The 17,216-nt window shown below is 62.9% G+C and carries 16 protein-coding genes; 6 read left to right on the top strand and 10 right to left on the bottom strand.

Going from position 1 to position 17,216, the window contains the following annotated elements; genetic code table 11:
* Positions 1-412: 412 nt before the first annotated feature.
* Positions 413-805 (top strand): DUF5805 domain-containing protein, encoded by a 393-nt coding sequence (locus AB7C87_RS12025; RefSeq protein WP_369729706.1) that lies wholly within the window; start codon positions 413-415, stop codon positions 803-805.
* On the top strand, positions 795-1,835 hold the full coding sequence (locus tag AB7C87_RS12020) for a tyrosine-type recombinase/integrase (RefSeq protein ID WP_369729705.1): 1,041 nt from the start codon (positions 795-797) through the stop codon (positions 1,833-1,835). The genes AB7C87_RS12025 and AB7C87_RS12020 overlap by 11 nt, the downstream gene beginning before the upstream one ends.
* A 127-nt stretch (positions 1,836-1,962) precedes the next feature.
* Here the strand turns inward: AB7C87_RS12020 and AB7C87_RS12015 are convergent, their stop codons facing one another.
* The 5 genes from AB7C87_RS12015 to dph2 all read right to left on the bottom strand — a co-directional run bounded on the left by AB7C87_RS12015 (position 1,963) and on the right by dph2 (position 7,852).
* Positions 1,963-2,889, bottom strand: a complete 927-nt coding sequence (locus tag AB7C87_RS12015; protein WP_369729704.1) for a phosphoribosyltransferase HisG-related protein — start codon at positions 2,887-2,889, stop codon at positions 1,963-1,965.
* 52 nt (positions 2,890-2,941) lie between these two features.
* Complete coding sequence (locus AB7C87_RS12010; RefSeq protein WP_369729703.1) at positions 2,942-4,861, bottom strand: AAA family ATPase; 1,920 nt, start codon at positions 4,859-4,861, stop codon at positions 2,942-2,944.
* 79 nt (positions 4,862-4,940) lie between these two features.
* Positions 4,941-5,783, bottom strand: a complete 843-nt coding sequence (locus AB7C87_RS12005) for an MBL fold metallo-hydrolase (protein WP_369729702.1) — start codon at positions 5,781-5,783, stop codon at positions 4,941-4,943.
* Between the two features lie 79 nt (positions 5,784-5,862).
* The gene (locus tag AB7C87_RS12000) at positions 5,863-6,594 is read right to left on the bottom strand and encodes a DUF7344 domain-containing protein (RefSeq protein ID WP_369729701.1); all 732 of its coding nucleotides are present in this window, start codon (positions 6,592-6,594) and stop codon (positions 5,863-5,865) included.
* 208 nt (positions 6,595-6,802) lie between these two features.
* On the bottom strand, positions 6,803-7,852 hold the full coding sequence (gene dph2 / locus AB7C87_RS11995) for a diphthamide biosynthesis enzyme Dph2 (protein ID WP_369729700.1): 1,050 nt from the start codon (positions 7,850-7,852) through the stop codon (positions 6,803-6,805).
* A 160-nt stretch (positions 7,853-8,012) separates the two neighbouring features.
* Between dph2 and AB7C87_RS11990 the strand changes: the two genes are divergently transcribed.
* Together AB7C87_RS11990 and AB7C87_RS11985 are read left to right on the top strand one after the other, a co-directional pair.
* Positions 8,013-8,918, top strand: coding sequence for a cell division protein CdpA domain-containing protein (locus AB7C87_RS11990; protein ID WP_369729699.1), 906 nt, complete (start codon positions 8,013-8,015; stop codon positions 8,916-8,918).
* A 97-nt stretch (positions 8,919-9,015) separates the two neighbouring features.
* Positions 9,016-10,044: a disk-shape morphogenesis protein volactin gene (locus AB7C87_RS11985; protein ID WP_369729698.1), complete on the top strand. Its 1,029-nt coding sequence runs from the start codon at positions 9,016-9,018 to the stop codon at positions 10,042-10,044.
* Positions 10,045-10,085: 41 nt separating this feature from the next.
* On the opposite strand, the gene AB7C87_RS11980 is transcribed toward AB7C87_RS11985, so the two are convergent.
* Complete coding sequence (locus tag AB7C87_RS11980) at positions 10,086-10,256, bottom strand: zf-TFIIB domain-containing protein (RefSeq protein ID WP_369729697.1); 171 nt, start codon at positions 10,254-10,256, stop codon at positions 10,086-10,088.
* 160 nt (positions 10,257-10,416) lie between these two features.
* On the opposite strand from AB7C87_RS11980, the gene AB7C87_RS11975 reads away from it, so the two are divergent.
* Positions 10,417-10,818: a DUF7961 family protein gene (locus tag AB7C87_RS11975; protein WP_369729696.1), complete on the top strand. Its 402-nt coding sequence runs from the start codon at positions 10,417-10,419 to the stop codon at positions 10,816-10,818.
* Between the two features lie 9 nt (positions 10,819-10,827).
* Complete coding sequence (locus tag AB7C87_RS11970) at positions 10,828-11,466, top strand: METTL5 family protein (protein WP_369729695.1); 639 nt, start codon at positions 10,828-10,830, stop codon at positions 11,464-11,466.
* A gap of 109 nt (positions 11,467-11,575) precedes the next feature.
* On the opposite strand, the gene AB7C87_RS11965 is transcribed toward AB7C87_RS11970, so the two are convergent.
* The 4 genes from AB7C87_RS11965 to AB7C87_RS11950 form a co-directional block, all read right to left on the bottom strand.
* A complete protein-coding gene (locus AB7C87_RS11965; RefSeq protein WP_369729694.1) occupies positions 11,576-12,808 on the bottom strand; it encodes an ABC transporter permease in 1,233 nt (410 codons plus the stop codon).
* The gene (locus AB7C87_RS11960; protein WP_369729693.1) at positions 12,805-14,067 is read right to left on the bottom strand and encodes an FtsX-like permease family protein; all 1,263 of its coding nucleotides are present in this window, start codon (positions 14,065-14,067) and stop codon (positions 12,805-12,807) included. The genes AB7C87_RS11965 and AB7C87_RS11960 overlap by 4 nt, the downstream gene beginning before the upstream one ends.
* Positions 14,057-14,821: an ABC transporter ATP-binding protein gene (locus AB7C87_RS11955; protein WP_369729692.1), complete on the bottom strand. Its 765-nt coding sequence runs from the start codon at positions 14,819-14,821 to the stop codon at positions 14,057-14,059. The genes AB7C87_RS11960 and AB7C87_RS11955 overlap by 11 nt, the downstream gene beginning before the upstream one ends.
* Before the next feature lie 402 nt (positions 14,822-15,223).
* The gene (locus tag AB7C87_RS11950) at positions 15,224-17,056 is read right to left on the bottom strand and encodes a rhomboid family intramembrane serine protease (protein WP_369729691.1); all 1,833 of its coding nucleotides are present in this window, start codon (positions 17,054-17,056) and stop codon (positions 15,224-15,226) included.
* Between the last annotated feature and the right edge of the window lie 160 nt (positions 17,057-17,216).

Genomic DNA, 17,216 nt, shown 5'->3' with positions numbered 1-17,216 from the left:
TCGAGACGGCCCGCCGACCAACGTTCGATCGGCGCAGATGAGTGTCTCAGTTATCGCTCGTCTCGTCGAAGACGTCCGCGAAAAGGCGATTCGATCGGCACAAATGAGCGCCTCATTCGTATCCCGACTGAGCCCTATCCTCCGTTTGTATAAGAAGATAGACTGTTAAAGAGAGCATTCGATTGGACGATTTGTCCCGATCTGACTGGTCTCACTCGAGCTCGTTTCAATTTAGATCCCAAATTGTGGCACCATCCATTGGAGGTTGATATCTGGAATAGTACAGTACAATTTGATAATATCTCGGACCATGGGACCGTAGACGCGAGTAATATACCATCACAAAATCGGATAAGATACCTTAGACGGATTCGTAAGATACATTGATACTCCTCGAGTATGATGGGTGCGTATGGAGGAATCGGCGAACACCGAGCGCACGTCCATCAGTACCTATCTGCCTGCATACCAAAAGGCCGAGTGGGAATCTCACGCCGACGACCTCGGAATGAGCCAGAGCGAGTTCGTCAGGACGATGGTTCAGGCCGGACGAAAAGGGTTCGAACCCGCCGAAAAGGAACTCCCTTCTGAGGGGTCAGACCCCGGGGGTAACGGCCTCGAAACACGGGTCCTCGAGTTACTATCGACTGACACGTACTCGTGGGACGAGTTGTTAGAAGCGATCAGCGACGACGTCGAATCCAGACTCGACGATGCCATCGGCGACCTCCAGGCGAACAACCGGATTCGATACAGCGGACGCCACGATGGGTACGTGCTCGTGGGGGGTGACGATGGCGACTGAGGCGACTCCTCAGGCGGTCGACGATCCGATCGCGTACTTCCTCGAGGACCAGCGATACCACGGGAAGAGCGAACGAACGCTCGAGGCGTACGATCGGGTGTTGCGGGCGTTCGAGGCGTTCGTCGTCGGCGAGTTCGCCGTCGACTCCCTCGAGGGGGTTTCCCGCCGGGAGTGTATGGCCTGGGTTCACTCCTTGCGCGGAGAGTACGAGCCGAGTACGATCGCGACCTACGCGTCCTACCTGAACCGATTCTTCGATTACATGAACCGCATCGGGGTGTTTGACTCTAATCCGATGGCGCTCGTCATGGAAGAGCTGTCCGAATCGATCGACTCGAACCCGACGCGACGTGACGTCTCGATCCCCGACATGCGCTCGTTCGTCGCCTCGATCGGCCACCCACTCGAGCGTGCAGTGGTGCTTGTGCTCTTGAAAACCGGGATCCGTGTCGGCGAACTGTGTAACCTCGATCTTCGGGACCTCAACCTCGCGGTCGACGACCTCGAGTTCGAGTGGGACGCTCGCGTCGAACTCGAACATCGAGAGTCGTCGATTTTCGTCGGCGCTGAGCCCGCTCGTGGAGAAGTAACCAACGGCGAAGAACGGACCGCGTCGAACAAGCGCAAGCGAGATACCGTCGTTCCCGTCGACGACGAACTCGATCGGGCGCTCGTCGAGTGGCTCGCCATCCGTCCGGACGCCATTTCACCGGCACGACCGCTGTTCGTCGATACCCAAACGTCGTGGGGCCAGCGGCTTACGACGGCGGACGTCCGATACATCGTCGAGAAACACGCCCGCGAGTTCGGCTGGTATCGAACAGGTGGCGGGACGACCGAGAACGTGACGCCACACTACTTCAGACACTTCTTTACGACGCATCTCCGGGATCGAACCGGTGACCGGGGCGTCGTCCAGTACCTCCGCGGTGACGTCGCGAGTGAGGTGATCGACACTTACACGCACGACTGGGGCGATCGCGTCCGCGAGACGTATTTAGACCATATTTATTCTATGCCGAGTAAATAATCTTCCCTAATTTGTGCGATACCGATCGCATATATCCTATATCGCTATATCAACTTGGTCGCCGACCAGGAGTTCGACTACAGTCTCTAATCACATACACTGCGCAGAAATTCGACCGAGAGACGGGCTACGTCTCGACGGCAAGTTTCGTCTCGAGATCCGGCCCATTCAGAAGAGCACGCACCGCCTCAGCGGTTTCGGTAACCTCCGGCGTCGTCTCGAGCAACACCGTCTCGCTCGGGAAGAGCTGTTCCCCAAGCAACAGCCCGTGTTCGCGGGCGGTCGATCCCGTAACCGTCAGGTAGACACCGAGTCCCGTCTCGGCGATCGCCGCCTCCTCTTCGCGTCCGTTTTCGGGATACCGGAAGTCGATTCCCTCGAGTGTTCGCGTGCCGAGGACGGCTCGAACGAGCCGTTCGTACCGCGGTTCGATACACAACGGGCCGTCGTAAGTCTCGAGAAACGAGCGGTCGATCGCCGAGCCGGACGGCGCGACGTTCGGCGTCGCCATGAGGGTGTGATAGACCGTGTCTCCGAGACCAGTCACGACGCGGACGTCGGATTCGGCCGGATCGATCCGGGCGTTGACGTCCGCGATTCGGTCGAGCGGTTCCGGTCGAAGCTCGACGACCTCCTCGAGGACGAGGTCGGCGCTGTCGAATCCAAGTGCGAACTCGTGGGTTCGAAGCGCACGAAACGGCTCCTCGCGTCCGACGAGCTGGACGTTGGTTCCCTCCGGAACCCCGTCGATACCGTCGATGGGAACCGTGACGCTGTCGAAAACGATTCGGCGTGGTTTCCCCGCACGGTCGTCGCGTACGAGCGTGTACTCGGGCTCGGTCGGCTCCGAAACCGTGCTGTAGTCGGCGAGGCGATGATAGACGTTCTCCTCGTCGGAATCGAGGTTCCCCTTCGTGAGGGCTTTCTCGTGGCGGAGCGTCGAGGAAATTTCGTCGGCGAGTTCCGTCACGTCGAGACGGCGAGCGAATCGCTCGAGTACGGATTCGAGCGGCCGCCCCTTTCGAGGAACGGCGATCGGAATCGTCTCGCCCATTGAACGAGTTTCGTTCGGCGGCGGATAAACGAGTTGCGTTTCGAAAACGCCGTCAGTTCTCCGAGAACATCGAACCGAGTTGGTCGCGCCAGTCCTGGATCTCCGTAACGTCGCTTCGAACGTCCTCGAGGTCGGATTCGACGGCCTCGAGCGTGTCCTCGAGTTCGTCGACGTCGTCCTCGACGGATTCCAGCCCGTTTTCGAGATCGGACTCGACCGTATCCACCGTCGACTCGAGGTCCTCGACGTCAGCCGAGACACTCGAGACGTTTGTTTCGACGTTGCTCACGTCGTCACGGACGTCGTCGACCGTTGCATCGAGGTCGGTAACGTCTCCCTCGAGATCGGCGAGCCCCGTCTCGAGGTCGTCGACGTCGTCGCCGACGGATCGAACGTCGGACTCCACCGACTCGAGTCCGTCTCCGAGCGAGTCGAGTTCCGATTCGGTGGCGTCGGCACGATTGTCGAGCGTTTCGACGTCACCTTCGAGGTCGGTCGTCCACTCGGTCAACGTCTCCAGTTCGGATTCGACGTCGCCGACCTGGCTTTCGGTCCGGTCGAGTCGGCTCCCCATCGTCTCGAGTTCGTCGTCGAACTCCGCGACCTCGTTCCGGAGGCTCTCGATGATTTCCGTGCCCGTCCCGTGTTCGCCGATGAACTCCTCGAGAGCGCCTGCGTAGGCGGCGACTTCTTCGACTCGCGACTGAAGGTGGTCGATTTTCACCTGTTCGAGATTCGAGGGCTCGATCTCGAGTTCGGATCGGAGTACCTCGAGATCGTCGTCGTCGACCGTCCCCTCACGGAGTTCGGCGGCGAGTTGCGTGCTGAGCGAGTCGGTGGCGGTCTCGGCTGAGACGTCCGCCCCGTTGTGATCCGGGGTGGGTGTCACGTCCGCGTCGGGTTCGCTTGGCTCGCTCTCGGGTTCGTCGACGTCTTCCTCGACCTCTTCGGGTTCGTCGACGTCTTCCTCGACCTCTTTGGGTTCGTCGACGTCCGCGTCGGATTCGACATCCGCATCGTCTTCGGCGTCGCCATCCGCGGGTTCGGTCTCGAGTTCGATCGGGTCCGCGCCGTCTTCGGATTCGGCGTCGGAGTCCTCGGCGTCGACATCGGTGTCTTCGGTATCCGCGTCGTCTTCGGCGCCGGTTTCCTCGACGTCGGATGTCTCGTCCTCGAGGCCGAGTTCGACGTCCTGCTCCGGTTCGACGTCGAGTTCGGCATCCGCATCGTCTTCGTCGTCTTCGTCCCCGCCCAGGTCGAGCGTGATCTCCGGTTCGTCCTCGGCGTCGTCGGTCTCCGGTTCGGTCGATTCGTCGGGTTCCGGAATCTCCTCCTCGCCAAAGTCGAGGTCGATATCGGGTGCGTCGTCGGTTTCGTCTTCCTCCGGCGTCTCCACTGGCTCGGTGTCGACGTCGCCCAGATCGAGATCGAGGTCGAGATCGCCGTCGTCTTCGGATTCGTCCGCATCTTCCTGCTCGAGGCCCGGGACGGCGTCCGTGTCGCCGGAGAGCATGTCTTTGACCGGCTGGTTTCGATCGTCCGAAACGATGCTATCGATGACCCCGTCGTCGACCTCCTCTCGATCGGAATCCGCCTCGTCTTCCTCGGAGCTCACTTCGACGATCGCCGGTTCGGTCAGAAACTGCGCCGCTGACTGATCGTCGTCGATACGAATCCCGTAGACGGTTACGAGTTGCTCCTCGGGGTCGAGCGAGCCGGTGAACTCGACGTGGTTGTCCTGAAACGCGGTCCACTCTTCGCTGTGATAGTCGGGGTGGAAGCCGACTTTGTCCATCGGAAACGATTCGGGAATGTCCTCGGAGAGTCGAAACGTAACCTGTTCGTCGCGATCGGATTCGATCTCGAACCGGATCGCAGGGACGGGAAACTCGTCCGCCGTGAACGATTTCCGGACGGTCAACCCGTCGGAACTGACCTCGATCACGTCGTCCGTGTCGGCGGTGCTACTCATGGCCACAACGTTACCTCACCATTACTATAAATGGTACGGACAGTATCAAATATAAGTCATTACCGGTCGCCGACGGATCTCACTCGAGGTCGATTCGGTCGCCGATCTCGATCACGTCGACGCGATTCGGGAACTCGAAACTCTTCGCGTGATGGTGCAACACTTTCGGATCGGAAGTGAGTCCACGCCACATATCCCAGTGACTCGGTAGGAGTCGGTCGAGTTGCAGGTCGCTTGCGGCCTCGACGATCTGGTTTTCGTCGCTGTACCAGCGGGTTCGTTTCCCTTCACCGGTCTCTTTGTCCGGAATCTGGCCGACGGTTCCGAACGCCAGTATCCCGACGTCGATGTCGTACTCGCTCCCGATGCGTTCGAACTCCTCGCTTGGCTTCGTGTCGCCGCCGTGGAAGACGGTTCCGGCGTCGTTTTCGAAGACGTAACTGACCGGATGCGTCGCGTCCGGGTCGTACGCATCTTCGACGTGGACGGTGAACTCGCCGACCTCGAGGGAATCCCCTTCGGTGAGTTCGACGAACTGATCGGCGTCGAGATCCCACTCCTCGAGCCACTGTTCGTCTTCGCGCGCGACCGCGAGGCTGTCGTCGGCCCCGTAGAACGTCGCACCCGTGTTCTCGAGGATCGGCGCCTGGCTCGGACCGTCGACGTGATCTGTGTGTTCGTGGGTCGCGAAGACGGCGTCGGCCTCCGCGACGTCCGCGGGGGCGAACGGGACCGGAATCATTCGGACGGTTCGAGGCGGATCGCCCAGTCCGACGTACGGGTCGACGTAGATCGTGGTTCCTTCGCGTCCCTTGAGAATAAAGCCGTTACAGCCGAGATACCAGATCGCCACTCCCTGTGGGGTAGCGTCCTCGACGTCGCGAACGAGCCAGTCGCCCCAATCGCTCGTAATTTCGGGCATGCACGACGATGCGCGGACCGGCAGGGTAAATGTTGTTGTCTTCGCACGTCGGCCCGACAAACTGGTGGCTCCTTCCGACTCAAACGTTCCCGCGCTTACCGACGGTCCGTGAAGGGGACGTCGACTCGCGCCCTTCTGGGGAGGAATCCGATTCGGTAGCGGATCGATCCGAGGCGAACGACCGGCGCTCGCCGGTCGAGATCCGATCGGTGGCGACGTCGTATTCGACGAGGTCGGCGTCGGCCAGAACGGGAAGATGGACGTGAACGAGTGCGGTACGGAGGCGCTCGAGCCGCCGGTCCGAGATCGCTTTCCTCGTCGAGTTCGTTCTGGCCGCCAGCGAGCGGGCGAGTGGTTCGACGCCGATCGGACGATCCCGTTCGTCGAGAACGGTCAGAATCAGCCGACGCGTCGAGTCAGCGAGGGCGTCGATCAGCGTCTCGAGATCGTCTTCGAGTCCGTCGAGTCGCCCCTCGACGATGGCCTCGAAAACGAGGGTGTCGAAGATCGGATGATCCGTCGTAACGATGCCGTCTCCACTCTCTTCGAGAAGGCCGACCTCGATCAGCGCGGGCAGGAGCCGGTGGTGACAGTCGACCTGTTCGCGTCGGTACTCTGGGTTAGTAACGTCGTCGGGTGGTTTATCGTTCGTTACCGCCGCGAGTTCGTACGCAAGATCCGTTTTCGAGATTCCTGCCGACGACCGTTCGTAAACGAGTCGGAGGACCGCACACTGTCGAGCGTCTCCGAGCGACTCGAGTGCGCCGCCCCGAGGCGTGCCAGACCGGTCGCCGAACGTCGTGGTATTCATCGACTACTGATCCGTACTGACCGGGCAAAAGAACACTCCCAAACGGATTTGGGTTCAATACAGTATTACTCGAAACTCTCGAAATATTGGGACTATCGTTGTTGTCAGTGTGTCCTTCGGCACAATTTCAGCATTTCAGAAGCGTATCGGAAATCTGTGGTTCGGGGTGGTCGAACCGAGACCGGCCACCGGGAACGCCGTCGAACCGTCACCAGGTTCCGTGGAAGGTATCGAACGAGAGTTCCTCGAGCGATCTGTTGCCGACGGCGATTTCGTACTCGCCGGGAGTCAGCATCGGCTTGTGGAACTGCGGGCCGTCGTCCGTCGTGATCCGCGGACAGCCGGTGTTGACGAACGCGTCCATATCGAAGTTACGCAGACGGTCGGGGGTGACTTCGTCCATTGTGATGAGGTAGGCGTCGTCGTTGTCCTCGAGAATGTCCTGGGCCTGTTCCCACCGGCCCTGTCCGATCTTTGTACAGAAGATGACGCCCCACTTCTCGGCGTCCATCGCCCGATGGACCGCGCCGTAGCGTTGTTTCATGAACTTCTCCGTGTCGGCGACGGTGACGACGTTGTTGACGGGATCGGCGATGACGACGTGTTTCTCCGGATGTTCCATCGCCAGCCCGAGCGGGTGAAACTTCCCGCCGCCGACGTATAGTACCTGATCCGCGGGCACGTCCGCGCTCGCGTAGTTGCAACCGAGTACCTGTCCCTCGTGGGTCAGTCGGTCGTCACCGCGACGGCTGTGGACCTCGTAGCCGCGGTCTTCCAGGAATTCGCGCATCTCCTCGTAGCGGTTCATGTGCTGGGCGGTGGTGACCAGGCCGACGCCCTCGGTTTCGGCCGGTGGCTCGAGGGTGTCGAGTGCCTCCTCCATGATCGGGAAGACCTCGACGTTCGAGAAGAGGGGCACGTAGATGACCTTGTTCGTGTCCTTCATCGGCGAGTGGCCGAAGTGGACGAAGACGTCGGTCCGCTTCATCAGGTAGGTATCCAGGTCACACGCGCCGTAGCAGGGCTGGCCCGAGAGCATGAACGTCACGTCGTCGCCGGTCAGTTCACGGAGGTCGTCGGCGACCGACGGGCCGCGCCGTTTGAGACCCTCGGGAAACTGCAGGCCGACTTTGGTCGCGTCGCGTTCTTCGATCGCGTCGATGATCCGCTCGAGTTCGTAGTCCCACTCGCGGTCGTGTTTCAACTGCATCCCGGTGTTTCGGAGGTCTCCCTCGGTGTACCCAGACTCCTGGCTCATTGACCGTGCTAACGGCCACGGACGTATAACGGCGGCGTTTTACCGACATGTCGGGTACGTTTCATCGACACGACGGAGCGGCGACCGACTGTTTTCGAGCGGGGAGTGAGAGATAATTTCAACCCAACAGTGATAGTACTGGAGTGTAAACGGGGAATTAATGGCAGCGGAATCGTCCGAAAACGGTTATCTATTCGACCTCTATCGCCGATACATCGGCGAACCTGAGGACCGGACCGACGTCTATCTGGGCTTCGGCCTGTTCCTCGGCGGAATCGGACTGGCAGCCGTGGCGCTGGTGTTGTTCCTCTGGAGTAACACGCTCGAACCGCGCACCACGGACCACGTCGCGTGGGCACAGCCGGCGTACGCGATCGTGATGGCCGCACTCCCGATAACGATGCTCGGCATCGTCGTCTTGCTCCCGAGCGAGCGTCGGGTTCGCTACGCGTCCGTCGGCGCCGTCGCAATCACGTTCGCCGCCATCGTTGGCTTCCTGATCGCCTATCCCTACGACTGGTACGGCGTCGGCAACGACTACACCGCCGAAGTCGTCGCGGTCTACGCCGTCGGCATGGCGGGGCTCACCGCTTCGACCGGCGCGGCGCTGATCGCTCACTACCTCGACATGGCTCGTGCGGCCGACCGCGTCGACGCCGAAGCCGAAGAACCCGACGAAGACGAGGAGTCGTACTCCGACGAGGAGATTCGCCGCGACATCGACGAGGCGATGGACGGCGTCGAACTCTCGTGGGGCGGCGTCGAGAAGACCGAACACAGTCGCCTGACGTTCTCCGAGGACGAGTTCGACGACGTCAACGTCAACGTCCAGGCCAAGACGACGCGCTCGACCGGGGTCGACTCGCAGGTCGCCGGTCTCAAGGGACTGAAAGGCGGGGAGACAAAGACGACCACCTCGAGTTCGACCGTCGACGACCAGACCGCGAAACTTCGACAGCTTCGTGAGGAACAGCAAGCAAAAGAGGCGTCTTCGTCCGCGGCCGAATCCGAATCCGCCGTTTCGGGCCTGTTCGCCCGAATACGATCTATTCTCGGGAGAAATTAAGAGAGTATTACTGCGGTAAATATTATATTGTTCGCGGATCTTTTCAAATAGAATTAAGGCACATAGATTTATAATCCGTCGGCCACCTTGGCCAACTATGGCCAAAGGCCTAGACGTTGGAACGATGAACATTCTGTCTGCACAGCAGGATGGGAACGACACGGTTTTCGTGCAACAGCGTAACTCCTTCGTAGAGATCGAGTACTCGGATATGGCCGAGCAGATGCTCTCGCGAAGCGAAGTCCTACACATCCGCAAGGACGACAAAGTGTACGTCGTCGGCGACGACGCGTTGAACTTCGCGAACATTTTCAACAAGGAGACGCGCCGACCGATGAAACACGGGATCCTCTCGAACGACGAGAAGAGCGCGATCCCGATGATGAAACTCATCATCGAACAGGTCGTCGGCGAGCCCGGCTATCCGGACGAGAAACTGTACTTCTCGACGCCCGCCGACCCGATCGACTCCGATCTCTCGACGCTCTACCACCAGAAGACGATCGAGTCATTCCTGAACGATATGGGCTACGACGCCGAACCGATCAACGAGGGGATGTCCGTCATCTACTCCGAACTGGCGGACAACAACTTCACTGGCCTCGGCATCTCCTTCGGCGCAGGCATGACGAACGTCTGTCTGGCGTACTACGCGGTACCCGTCATGAAGTTCTCCGTCGCCCGCGGTGGCGACTGGGTCGACGAGCAGGCCGCCCGCGCGACCGGGACGCCCGTCGACAAGGTCACCTCGATCAAGGAAGACGACTTCGAACTCGACTTCACGACCGACGTCGGCGGCGTCGAAGGCGCACTCTCGATCTACTACGAGAACCTGCTGGACTACGTCATCGAGAACATCGTCTCGGAAGTCGACGAGGAGGACGTCGAGGAAGGACTCGACGTTCCGGTCGTCGTCACCGGCGGTACCTCGAGTCCGAACGGGTTCGAGGCGCTGTTCCGTGACCACTTAGAGGACGCCAACATTCCGTTCTCGATCAGTGGTGTCTCTCACGCGAGCGAACCGCTGTACAGCGTCGCACGTGGTGGACTCGTCGCCGCACGATCCGACGAAGACGTCGACCACGACGACGAAGAAGAGGCCGAAGCGGCCGCTGCGAGCGAATAACTCGACAATTCTCTCCGTTTCTTTGAATCGGGTAGGGTAGACTACGCCTCGTAGAATCGGTTGAACGCGTCCTGCCAGGATTCGCGCTCGTCCGGTGCGCTCTCGTGTTCGACCGGGATGTCGGCGTACGAACAGCGCGGACAGGCGATGGTGGTCACGTCACCGAGGGCGAGGCGCTCGAGTGGTGTTTGACACCGAGGACACTCGTCCATACGGAAACGTCTCACGGACGACCCTTAACTCTATTCGAACCTGTCGTGAAAGATACGATTCATGCGCCCCGTGAGCGCAACAAACTGCGCTCTGATCCCGACGTAATTACTACTGTGCATTTACAAAGGTTTTTGTATGCAACTCATGTATGTGGTGGTAATGAGCACGACCCCGTCTTCCGAGTTTGCACCGACGATCGATCGCTGTCGGCCGGCCGACGCGACGCCGGTTTCCCTCGAGGCGACGGACCTCGAGTCGACCGCGCCGGCGTACCTTCGTGATCTCAAACGCGAGTTCGCCGAGGAAGGGCTCGTTCCCGCGGCCCTCACCGTCGAGGCGTGTTTCGACGAGGACTGTTCGCTCGCCACCCAGGAGGAAGTCGACCGGATTCGAAGCTACGTTCGCGCCGGAGCGTTTCTGGGCGTCGCCTCGGTGTCGGTCGCCGTCGACGACGTCGCCGATCCGGAGAAGGTTCGGCCGGCGCTTTCGGCCTGTGCCGAACGCGCCGAACGCGAGGGCGTCGTGTTGGACCTCGATGGACCGTTCTCGATCGAGCACTGAATTTTCGGAATGGCGGGTCTCTCGCGGCGACAGCTTGCACGCACGCTCGAGTCGGTCGACGATTTTTCCGATCCCGCGGTCGAACTCGAACAGTATCTCACGCCGCCGGAACTCGCCGCACACGTCCTTCACCTGGCGAGTCTACACGGTGATCTCGAGCGTCGGGTGATCGACCTCGGAACCGGAACCGGCATGTTCGCGATCGGTGCATCGATCGCCGGTGCAGACCGCGTCGTCGGGATCGACGTCGACCTCGACGCGCTGGCGCTGGCCCGGGAAAACGCGCGCGCAGTCGATCGTGGCGGCGATCGAGTCCGCGACGTCGACTGGATTTTAGGAGACGTCACCCGCCATCCGTTCGCGACGGCCGGGGCGACGGCGATTTCCAACCCGCCGTTTGGCGCCCAGCGCGGAAATCGTCACGCGGATCGGACGTTTCTCGAGACGGCGAGTGCAATCGCGGACGTCTCCTATACGGTCCACAACGAGGGGAGCCAGGCGTTCGTCGAGTCGTTCGCGGCCGACAAAGGTGGCGACGTGACCCACGCCTTTCGGGCGGAGTTCCCGATCGACCGTCGGTTCGAGTTTCACACCGCCGACCGCGAGACGCTCGAGGCGGAGGTTTTTCGGATCGAGTGGGATCGATAGCGTCGTTCGATCGACGACGCGGTGAGCGAGGCCGTCAGACGGTCCGCGCTCAGACAGTCTCGACGCGACGACGAGACGGGTTGTCGTCGTGGCGATACAGCGATCCGCCTCACTGCTCGAGGTGTTCGATTCGGGCGTATCGGCCGGCGCGCCATCCGGTGACGAGCGCCACGACCGATCCGAGCCCAACCGCGAGCACGAGCCCGGCCACGTACACCTCGAGTGGCGTCCGGAGCAGATTCTCGAATCCGACGACGGACGCCGAGAGGTGGTTGAGCCCGGCGACGATCAGCGGGGTCGCCACAAGCCCGGCGAGACCGCCCAGGGCGCCGATTACGAGCCCCTGTACCCCGATCGTTCCGGCGAGGAGCCACCGGGAGAGTCCGAGCGCCCGAAGCGCCGCGAGTTCGGTCCGCTGGTGGTAGGTCACGAGCGCGAAGAGGTTGACCGTCAGGACGGTGCCACCGACGATCGCGAGTCCGACGAGTGTCGTCCCGCTGGCGATCACGATCGGGCGATCCGCCGCCATGGCTCCGATTTGTTCGTCGCTCGTCCGAACGTCGTAGTCGGGATGCTCCGCCGCGATATCGTCGCGAACCGCGTCCTGGTCGGCGCCCTCGGTGACGTTCGCCGTGATGAACGTCGCCCTGTCCGATCCCGTGGTTCCGGTGAGCGCCTGGAGGTCGACGAGCGGAAGCGCCGCAGTTTCGGAGCCCAGAAACTGCGAGTAGTACGACGACGTCCCGACGACGGTGAACTCGTATCTCGGTGCGGTCTCCTGGCTGGCCCCGACGTAGATCGTATCGCCGACGGTGACGTCGAGTGCCGATGCGACCTCCGGGTCGAGGACGATTTCGTCGGTCGTCGGCTCGTCGGATCGTCCTCCCTCGAAGGCCTCGTCTGGCGTCCTGAATCCGCCGCCCTCCTCGAAGTCGAATCCGTCGTGCGTTCGTTGTACTCCGACCGCGGGGACCCGCTCGAGTTCGTCGGGATCGGAACCGAGGTACAGTTCGTGCATTCCGATCGGGGACGCGCCGCTTACGTCGTCACGTTCGGAGACCTCGTGAGCGACCTCGTGGGAGCCCACGATCGAGTTTTCCGCGGGCCCGGCCGACGAGTCGACTGGATCGCCGGAGATCCAGATGTCCCGTCCGGCCGTGTCGAGGCCCTCCTCGCCGGCATCGATCACGCCAGCGCCGAGACTCGCCAGGAGCGTGACGGACAACACCGCGAGCCCGACCGCGAGAATCGCGATCAGCGTCCGTCCGGGGGACCGGCGAAGCTGTGCCAGCGCGATGCCGATGACTGCCCGCGACCGAATACGGGATTTCGCGCGTATCACCGCCCCACCTCCTCGAGAACGGACGTTCTGGCCGCGACGGCGAGTGGATACGGAACGGCGATCACCGTCGCGACGAGTGCGACCCCGACCGCGTACGGAACGAAAAGCGGATGAGCGGCGGCGACCGCGCCGTCAGCGCCGGTTCCGGCGGCGATCGCGTTCACACCACGGATGCCGACCAGCCCCAACGCGGCTCCCAGGAGTGCGCCACACACCGCGGTCGTCACCGTCGAGAGTGCGACGATCGCGAGTCGGCCGCTAGTGGGAACGCCGACGGACTCGAGGACGGCGAGGGCCTTCCGGTCGTGGTCGACGCTCATTCCTGCGGTGGTTGCGACGAACGACGCACAGATCGCGATACCGATGACGAGCGCGAGTAGTCCGGTCGCAAACGCTAACCCGTCGTCGAACATCGCCGACGGGCCGCCGTCACCGACCGGCTGGACGGCCGCGTTCGGATAGGCGTCGGTCCCCGCGGACGTCGCGGCTTCGGACTCTCCCCACACGAGTACCGTATCCGCCAGCTCGTCGTCTCCGCTTCCGGCGAACGTCTGTAATTCGCTCAGATGGACGAGCGCGACCGGAACCTCGGTGTTCGAGTCTCCACTCCCGTCCTCGACTGCGGTGACGGTCCGTGAGAGGTAGGCCGACTCGGCCTCGAGGTGCGAGGCGGGAACGTCGAGTTCATCACCTTCCTCGGCGTCGAGGCGGTCTGCCGCGGATTCCGAGAGGACGATCTCGCCCGTCGGTGGTCCGTCGTACGAGCCGTCCGCGTAGTGGGGGTCCCCCGGCTCCAGGCCGTCGGTCGGCACGCCAGCGACCGTCCGTGATTCGTCGTCGGGGATCACGCCGACGAGAAGGACAGTCTCGTGATCACCGCCATCGGCTGGCTCGAGTCGGCCCGTCTCGGCGAGGACGGGCGAGGCGTGATCGACGCCCTCGTGTCCACGAATCGCCGCCGACCGCTCGCTCGTCTCCCCGAGTCGCGGCTCCTCGACGCCGTCGATGTTCGAGAAGGCCCCACCGTCTTCCGGGCCGATCCGAACGTCAGCGTCGGTCTCGTCCGCGACGCCGCCGGCCAGCGCGAGCGCGATCCCGGTCAGGACCACTAGCAACGCGATCGTCAGCGCCACGGCGACGACGGTCGCGGCCGTACGGCGCGGTCCGGTTCGCATCGCACGGTTTCGAAGCCGCACGAGCGAGAGTTCGGCGAGTCCGCGCCACCGCTCGCGACGGCTCCCCTCCCGATCACCCCTCATCCGACATCACCGACCCGTCGCGAAGCGTCACCACCCGATCGGCGATCGCGAGCGTGTCGTCGTCGTGGGAAGCGATCACCACCGCCCGGTCGCCGCCGACGTCGGTCAACAACTCGAGGACGGCCGCCCCGGTCTCGGTGTCGAGTTCGCCCGTCGGTTCGTCGGCGACCACGACGTCCGGATCGGTCGCGAGCGCCCTGGCGATCGCGACGCGCTGGCACTCGCCGCCGCTCAACTCGCTCGGCAAGTGGGTGGCTCGCCCCGCGAGTCCGACCTCCGTCAGCAACGCAGTGGCTCGTTCACGCCTCTCAGATCTCGGAACACCGGCCTGGACGAGCGGCAAGGCGACGTTCGCTCGAGCGGAAAGCGACGGGAGGAGGTGAAACCGCTGAAAGACGATCCCGACGTGTCGACGCCGGAGTCGGGTTCGTTCGTGAGCCGACAGCCCGGTGAGATCGGTTCCGAGTATCTCGACGCGTCCCGCTGTCGGAACGAGTAGCCCGGAGATCGCGTGGAGAATCGTCGACTTTCCGCTCCCGCTTGGCCCCTCGAGACCGACGATCTCCCCCGAATCACACCCGAGGGCGACGTCCCGAAGCGCAGTCACCGTCCGATCTCGGCTCGTCTCCAGACGCCCGCCCGTCGCCCCGTAGCTGTGAGTGACGCCCGCGAGACGAACGGCAGGTTTCGCGTCGCTGTCCCCGTCCGACTCTGAGCCCCTCGCGGACGACCGCCGGAGTACACGTTGGATCATCGTCCAATCTCGACCTGTCCGATACCTCAGGGAGGCGAGGCATTGTTTCAGGCCGGCTTCCGATCGGGGTCCGGACGTTAACCGCCGCCGGACCAGTTCACTTCGTCGCCGCCGATCGCCGCGTTCGTCGTCGACCGCCGAAACGTCCACGTACAGCCGACTGTCCCCAAACCGTGTCCATCACGCGCCGGTACGAATCCCTCGCTTCGCTCGAGATGCGGTTTTGCTCGACGGCTCGTGGGGACCCTCTGAAGTGGTGTTTCGTCCGTCCGGTTTCGCCGTCTCACCCCACACGGGGTCCAGGCGGCGGACACAGCCGGTGGCGACTCGAGTCCGTCGCATAACAGTCGCGTTTGCGATGTGGCCGTCTGGTGGGCCCAAAAGCGACTGTGTTCCGCTCGTTCACTCGTACGTTTCCGCGCTCGCGACCGCGACTTCGGTTCCGTTCGAGGAGGCGTACACCGTCTCGTTATCGTGGTCGAACGTCAGCCCGCCGACGTCGACCGACTCGTTTTCGACCGGAACAGGTGCCGTCGAAACGTCGCCCGTCTCGCGTGACTCGACCGCCAGGAGGAACTCACCGTCGTCGGGAAGGATCGACACGGTTCTGTCGTCGATCAACACGTCGGCCCGGGAGGGCTCGGATTCGTATGCGTGCCGTGGCTGGTCGCCGTCCTGCCACAGCCAGACCTGGTATACGGTATCGTTACCGACGGGTTCCCAGCCTTCCCGTTCGACGTGAACCGTCTCTCGCCAGCCGAGGCCGCCGACCGTGACCGTCTCCGACCCGGAGAACGCGAGCCGCTGGCTGGTCACCGCCTCGATCCAGGCGTGGCGCGCCTCGCTCGAGACCACGACGCCGCTGGCCGTGAGCCCGGCGTCGTCTTCGACCGCCTCGATACCGATCCCCGAGACGAGTTCGTGGTCGGCCTCCTCGACGTACTCGATGGTGTAATCTTCGACTTCGACCGTCGCCCGGTCGGCCCCTGAGTCGCTCTCGAGGAGGAGGAAGTTGACCGGAATCGCCATCCCCGAAAGTACCGCGAGGACGAGAACGACGGCGACGAAGCCGACTCGGCGACTTCCCGGAGCTGTCCGTCGAGTAGCCCCGTCGGTGGCCCCGGTCGCGATTTCGCGCACCCGCCCGAGGCGGTCGACCGTCGAGTCGCGATCGGCCTTCGGTCGGACCTCGAGACCCAGGAGCCGCCCGAGGCGGGTGCCTGAATCCCGATCGTCACTTCGGACGTCACGGTCAGACACCTCGCTCGAGGACCGAATCGGGGCGAGTGCGCGTTCGAACCGATCCGGAACGACGTTCCGGTCGGTACCGGAGACGGCGAGCGTGATCACGATCGCGAGGGCCGCGACGATCACGACGCCGGGGCCTCGAAAGAGGAGGTAGGTGTTCCCTTCGCCGAACCAGTAGATCTGCCAGAGCCCCTTCGAGAACGCATACAGCAGGACGGCGATCCAGATACGAAACGCGGTCGGCCGACCGCCCCGACGTTCGAGCAAGGCGAGCCCGAGGACGATCCCGATGAAAAAGCCGAGGGCGTGGCCCTGGATGGCGACGTCGGCCCACGACGGCGACGTGGGTGGACTCGGCTGGGCGACGTAGACGAAAACGGGTGTTCGAATCGAGTTGTAGATCGTCACCAGCGCGCCCTGGAGGCCGATCGTTGCGACGAGCGTCGGGATCGGGTAGCGAACGATCGCGAAGCCGGCGAACGCGAAGACGAGCCCGGAGAAACCGATCACGGGACCGAGCGCGAACAGGCTCGTGAGGATGCCGATGGCGAAGACGGCCAGCGGAAAGATCACTAGGGCTCGAATCCACGGGTTCGCCCGCCAGGAGGGGACGCCGTCGTCGGGGTAGTGTCCCCACGCGTACTCGGCGATCGGGGCGACGACGGCCGCCGCGATCAGGTTTCCGAGCAGGTGGCCGAGGCTGGCGTGGGAGAACGACGAGGTGACGATCCCGAGCGGGTAGAAGTACGACCACGCCCGGTAGGGGATCGTGACGGGATCGGAGAGATCCGTGATCCCGTCCTGTACGAACAGATACACGCAGGCGACCCCCGCGAGGACGACGAGCGTCCCCCACGGCACGCCGTAGTGGAGTCGCGCTCGAGCGACGTCCCGAAACCGACGCTCCGTCCCGTCGAGTCGAGAGACGACCGCGACGGAGCCAAGAAGCACCGCGAGAACGAGCACTGCGAGGAGAGCCGAGAGCATACCCGGTACTGTCGAGCGAAGTCGTATAGTGATTGCTTTCGATCACGGAAGTCGACCGAACGCCCTCGAGCGACCCCACAGGTGACGACGAGAGCGCACCAGTACGCCGATCGTGAGTCCGTGGGTGGCGACGGACCAGCGGTGATCGCTTTCCGTGGTA

Origin of the sequence: Natrarchaeobius versutus (assembly GCF_041205745.1) — an archaeon.
Taxonomy (GTDB): Archaea; Halobacteriota; Halobacteria; order Halobacteriales; family Natrialbaceae; genus Natrarchaeobius; species Natrarchaeobius versutus.
The sequence above is the reverse complement of the archived record's forward strand: the minus strand, read 5'-3'. Positions and strand labels throughout refer to the sequence as shown.

What these genes read in the sequence shown, in the direction of transcription:
- AB7C87_RS12025 (WP_369729706.1), top strand. Translation starts at nt 413, where the DNA reads ATGGAGGAATCGGCGAACACCGAGCGCACGTCCATCAGTACCTATCTG.
- AB7C87_RS12020 (WP_369729705.1), top strand. Translation starts at nt 795, where the DNA reads ATGGCGACTGAGGCGACTCCTCAGGCGGTCGACGATCCGATCGCGTAC.
- AB7C87_RS12015 (WP_369729704.1), bottom strand. Translation starts at nt 2,889, where the DNA reads ATGGGCGAGACGATTCCGATCGCCGTTCCTCGAAAGGGGCGGCCGCTC.
- AB7C87_RS12010 (WP_369729703.1), bottom strand. Translation starts at nt 4,861, where the DNA reads ATGAGTAGCACCGCCGACACGGACGACGTGATCGAGGTCAGTTCCGAC.
- AB7C87_RS12005 (WP_369729702.1), bottom strand. Translation starts at nt 5,783, where the DNA reads ATGCCCGAAATTACGAGCGATTGGGGCGACTGGCTCGTTCGCGACGTC.
- AB7C87_RS12000 (WP_369729701.1), bottom strand. Translation starts at nt 6,594, where the DNA reads ATGAATACCACGACGTTCGGCGACCGGTCTGGCACGCCTCGGGGCGGC.
- dph2 (WP_369729700.1), bottom strand. Translation starts at nt 7,852, where the DNA reads ATGAGCCAGGAGTCTGGGTACACCGAGGGAGACCTCCGAAACACCGGG.
- AB7C87_RS11990 (WP_369729699.1), top strand. Translation starts at nt 8,013, where the DNA reads ATGGCAGCGGAATCGTCCGAAAACGGTTATCTATTCGACCTCTATCGC.
- AB7C87_RS11985 (WP_369729698.1), top strand. Translation starts at nt 9,016, where the DNA reads ATGGCCAAAGGCCTAGACGTTGGAACGATGAACATTCTGTCTGCACAG.
- AB7C87_RS11980 (WP_369729697.1), bottom strand. Translation starts at nt 10,256, where the DNA reads ATGGACGAGTGTCCTCGGTGTCAAACACCACTCGAGCGCCTCGCCCTC.
- AB7C87_RS11975 (WP_369729696.1), top strand. Translation starts at nt 10,417, where the DNA reads ATGAGCACGACCCCGTCTTCCGAGTTTGCACCGACGATCGATCGCTGT.
- AB7C87_RS11970 (WP_369729695.1), top strand. Translation starts at nt 10,828, where the DNA reads ATGGCGGGTCTCTCGCGGCGACAGCTTGCACGCACGCTCGAGTCGGTC.
- AB7C87_RS11960 (WP_369729693.1), bottom strand. Translation starts at nt 14,067, where the DNA reads ATGAGGGGTGATCGGGAGGGGAGCCGTCGCGAGCGGTGGCGCGGACTC.
- AB7C87_RS11955 (WP_369729692.1), bottom strand. Translation starts at nt 14,821, where the DNA reads ATGATCCAACGTGTACTCCGGCGGTCGTCCGCGAGGGGCTCAGAGTCG.
- AB7C87_RS11950 (WP_369729691.1), bottom strand. Translation starts at nt 17,056, where the DNA reads ATGCTCTCGGCTCTCCTCGCAGTGCTCGTTCTCGCGGTGCTTCTTGGC.